Origin of the sequence: Xanthovirga aplysinae (assembly GCF_009711365.1) — a bacterium.
GTDB classification, from domain to species: Bacteria; Bacteroidota; Bacteroidia; order Cytophagales; family Cyclobacteriaceae; genus Xanthovirga; species Xanthovirga aplysinae.
On sequence record NZ_SMMB01000778.1, the window covers coordinates 1 to 3,901 of the forward strand.

Genomic DNA, 3,901 nt, shown 5'->3' on the forward strand with positions numbered 1-3,901 from the left:
ATCAACACCTTTTCCTCATTTCTATTCTCATCAAAAACACCAATGTATTTATTTCCAGAATTAAAATGTAATCGACAAATAGGCTTCCTATTGTTGTCATCCAGCAAAACTCCAAAATAGCTTTTTGTGTCTCTATGGAATACTCTATCCAAGTCAATTTTTCTTCTAATTATAGCCTGTATAATTCTATACCCCTCCAGTTCTTCCTCTGTAGTAATGATGCCGTTATTGTCGGCTTTTTCCTCAATAGCCTTTTCTTCTGTTTCCTGAATTTCCTTTTGGGTTTCTTCTGCTTCGGTGTCCAAAGCAGATTTGAGCCTATCGCTTATCATTTCACTAAGTAACTGCTTTGCGGATTTCTGAACCAATACTGTAAATTGTTCTTGTATTTTCTTAGTCACTATACCGTTATAGGCTCTTTTTGCAAAATATTTAACAAAGTCTTCTGAAGGCTCTTTTAATTCTGTAGCAAGTAAATCTTTAATTAGTTTTGAATATTTTAAATCACTAGCAGTGCTAACAATTTCCTCTACATCAAAATGATCTTTCTTGAATTTCTTTAACTCAGTGGCTACATTTTCATTAAGCTTCTCGAAGGAGAATTCAAAAAATGGCTTTTCATCCATCTTATTTTGCTCTTCGAGATCTGAATAGAATTTATAGGAAATTCCATTGGTAATGATCCCAAACCTAGCGGAAGTAGTGTGAAAATACCTGTGTAATTGGGAAGTATGAGAATCAATTTTTTCCTGCCAATGTTTACATTCAATTATTATTGCTGGTTCTCCTTCTTTGCAAATACAATAGTCAACTTTTTCACCTTTTTTTGTACCAATATCAGCTGTAAATTCCGGCACAACTTCAAGAGGGTTAAATACATCGTAACCTAATGCTTGTATAAAGGGCATTACAAAGGCATTTTTAGTGGCTTCTTCCGTGGTTACTAAGTTCTTTGACTTAACAATCCTGTCACTTATTTCTTGTAGTTTTTCAATAAGATCCATTCTATAATTTTTAGTTTTTAAATAATAACTTATAAAATTTGGTGTTATTTTCTGATTTTTAATTACAAAATAACTAATTAAGCATAATATTCAAAAAATGAGATTTTATTGAAATAAGAAAAGCTCACTTTTTTATAAGTGAGCTTCTATCCAAGAGCTATTTTTGTTTTCATTTATACTCTTCTTCTAGTCTACTATAAATTATTTCCTTATCATCATTTTTTAATTGAGCTCCATTATCACTAGCTCTAAGAGTATTAAGGTTTGTCCTTTTCTCTCTTTTCCAATTCTTCTTTTCCTTCCAAGCCTTCCTTAGCATAACTGATAACACACCAGAAACTAAAATCAACCCAATCGAAAGCGCCCAAATTAAGTTGAGGGATGTTTTCTCACTTTTTTCGAGCTTCGCTGTTTTTTCTTTTTCAACTTTTAATTGTTTTTCCCTAAGATCCCTTTCGGCTCTATGAAATTCCACTTTATTTTTTTCCAGTTTTTCTCTTGTTTGGGATTCTAAGGTGGAATACTTATCCAGTTTGTCAAAATCTTTAGTTATTCGACTTAGTTCCTTTAATTTGGTGGCTGATTCAAGTAAAGGAATCTGAGCATTTATTAAATTACTGATTTCAAAGCCTTTATTTAAATGTTCTTCAGCCTTTTGATAATTGCCTTTTCCCATGTACGCAATAGCAATATTATTATGGGCATTTGCTAGAAGAAATTGTCTATTAGGATGTTGAATTGTATCACTAATACTAAAAGCCTGTTTAGTTAAATTAATTACACTATTATAGTCTTTTTCTTTAAGCGCAAGAAATCCTAAGTTCATTAAGGCAGACAATAAATCTGGCCCTGAATTTATTTTTAACGCTTCACTTTTAAGATTCTCCAAATTCACTCTCGCCTTTTCATATTCTTTTTCATTGATATAAACCAGAGCTAATTCAGGAATAGAAATTAAATGTCTGGGATAGAGTAATTTATTTTTATTTAAATAATGTTTTGCTTTGGATTGGTTTCCCGCTAATCTTTGGGTCCAACCTAGATTGTGTAAAATATAAGGCTCAATGCTTTTCTCTTTATTCAAATCATAGGCGTCTAAAAAACATTCCAAGCTTTTATCGTATTCACCAAATCGATTGCTAAGTCCTCCTTTGATTATCAAAGCTCTAACCTTATATCCAGCTTCAGCATTTGGATTTTCTAAAATCTTTGAACAAAGCTCAATAGCTGTTAAAGGATCTGAGTCAATAGCTAAATACGCCTGTTTGTATAGCTCCCTATCTGTATTTGGCTGTGAAGAAACCGACAGGCTTATTAGTAAGCCCGTCATAAAAACTATAAAAATTCTACTCATTTCCCTCTTCAGTAAATAGATCATTAATCCAATCAGCTGCTATTTCCAACCAACTCTTATCCTCAGAAGTATCTACTTCATTAGTTTTCTGAACTGCTTCCACAGAACTCATCTTTGCAGTTTGTGTCGGTGGTGGAAAACTTCCTCCTGTCCCCCCTGAATCTTCATCCCTTCCCGCAACCTGGGCGTTAGCTCCCAGGACAAACATTCCCAAAAGTGCTATTACTAAAAAAATCCTCTTCTTCATGATTTAATGTTTCGTTATTCCCGTCTAAAAGTAATCACATCTAAGGTAGATAATTATTTTCTAATTTTCAATTGCGGGTGACTGTATTTTATTCAAAAATATAAGGTAAAAACACCCGATATAATTAATATAAAGGGCTTTATATTGAATAATACAAGATTGTGAGTATCTTAGGGTGTATCCAAACCTCTATTAATGTGAGTATGTCACATTAAAACAGTGTTTCATTAATTTATTTTGGAAATATATTATTTAAAAACTGTGATAAGTGGATGTTTTTCGGGGTTAATTGGCGGGTGCCAGAAGGAGAAACGCAAAAACCTATTCCAATCGCAAAATAATGGGAACTTGGGATTGTGAAATCTTCACATAAAAAAGCCATAGGTTTTGATCCGTGGCTTAATAAAAAAGGGCTATAATAAGCCCTTTTATTCCCAAATAATTACATCGTTTTTCATTTCTTTATTTTTTCTGATATTCTATTTCCCTATTGGAATCATATAGCCTGCCGTAATAGCTATACCACTATTGTAGAATCCAGACCAACCTTTTGGCTCTTCATACCTAAATTGAGCATTATCATTGAAATCCGCGCCATATCGGACATCAAAAACCACTTTACCCTCACCTGCTTGCAATTCAGCTCCTATTCCAAAACTGACACCAAAGTCGAACCGGTTGTCAGCATCTTTATCAAAATCTCCTAATTCTCTTTCTTTTTCTCCGTCAATTGTCACAATACTATAGACATTTGTTGCGTAGCCGAAGGAAGGACCTGCAATAGCATAACCAGAAAGCTTTTCATTTCCAATTTTACCTTTCAGTAATATCGGCAACTCCAAATAATTTTGAAAGGCTCGGATTTTTAATACTTCATTTAAACTGGCGGCTGTCCCTTTTGAAATATAATGTAACTCCGGTTGTAGAGCAAAGTTTTGGCTAAAACTCACTTCAATAGGGATCGCAAAATCAAAGCCTGTTGTATAATCCTGCATTCCTCCTATTTGTTTGCCTTGCAATTTAGTGATATTAGCTCCTGCTCGAAGTCCCATTGATACTTTTGCAGGACTTTGAGCAAAACTGCTGCTCACTGAAAAAATAATAAGAATTATGATAGAAAGTATTAGTTTTTTCATTGATTTTAAAATTTAAATGAATTAGTTTGTTATGGTTATAAGTTGAAACAATGTAAATAATTGAGATGATTTTTTCCTTTAAAAGACTACCTTAAACTTATAAAGCCGTCGAATATAGAAAAAAGCATACTATTATATATTTATTTGCATCTATTTTTTT

The 3,901-nt window shown here is 32.9% G+C and carries 4 protein-coding genes; all 4 read right to left on the minus strand.

Features of this window, described 5'->3' with window-relative positions:
- Positions 1-1,004: type I restriction endonuclease (locus E1171_RS05525; RefSeq protein WP_155204885.1), on the minus strand; the 1,004-nt coding region annotated here is incomplete at its 3' end.
- Positions 1,005-1,173: 169 nt separating this feature from the next.
- Positions 1,174-2,358 (minus strand): tetratricopeptide repeat protein, encoded by a 1,185-nt coding sequence (locus E1171_RS05530; RefSeq protein WP_187696276.1) that lies wholly within the window; start codon positions 2,356-2,358, stop codon positions 1,174-1,176.
- A complete protein-coding gene (locus tag E1171_RS05535; RefSeq protein ID WP_155204889.1) occupies positions 2,351-2,605 on the minus strand; it encodes a hypothetical protein in 255 nt (84 codons plus the stop codon). The genes E1171_RS05530 and E1171_RS05535 overlap by 8 nt, the downstream gene beginning before the upstream one ends.
- 479 nt (positions 2,606-3,084) lie before the next feature.
- On the minus strand, positions 3,085-3,741 hold the full coding sequence (locus E1171_RS05540; RefSeq protein WP_155204891.1) for a porin family protein: 657 nt from the start codon (positions 3,739-3,741) through the stop codon (positions 3,085-3,087).
- Between the last annotated feature and the right edge of the window lie 160 nt (positions 3,742-3,901).

Excerpts from the sequence above, each read along its gene's own strand:
- E1171_RS05530 (WP_187696276.1), bottom strand. The coding sequence starts at position 2,358 with ATGAGTAGAATTTTTATAGTTTTTATGACGGGCTTACTAATAAGCCTG.
- E1171_RS05535 (WP_155204889.1), bottom strand. The coding sequence starts at position 2,605 with ATGAAGAAGAGGATTTTTTTAGTAATAGCACTTTTGGGAATGTTTGTC.
- E1171_RS05540 (WP_155204891.1), bottom strand. The coding sequence starts at position 3,741 with ATGAAAAAACTAATACTTTCTATCATAATTCTTATTATTTTTTCAGTG.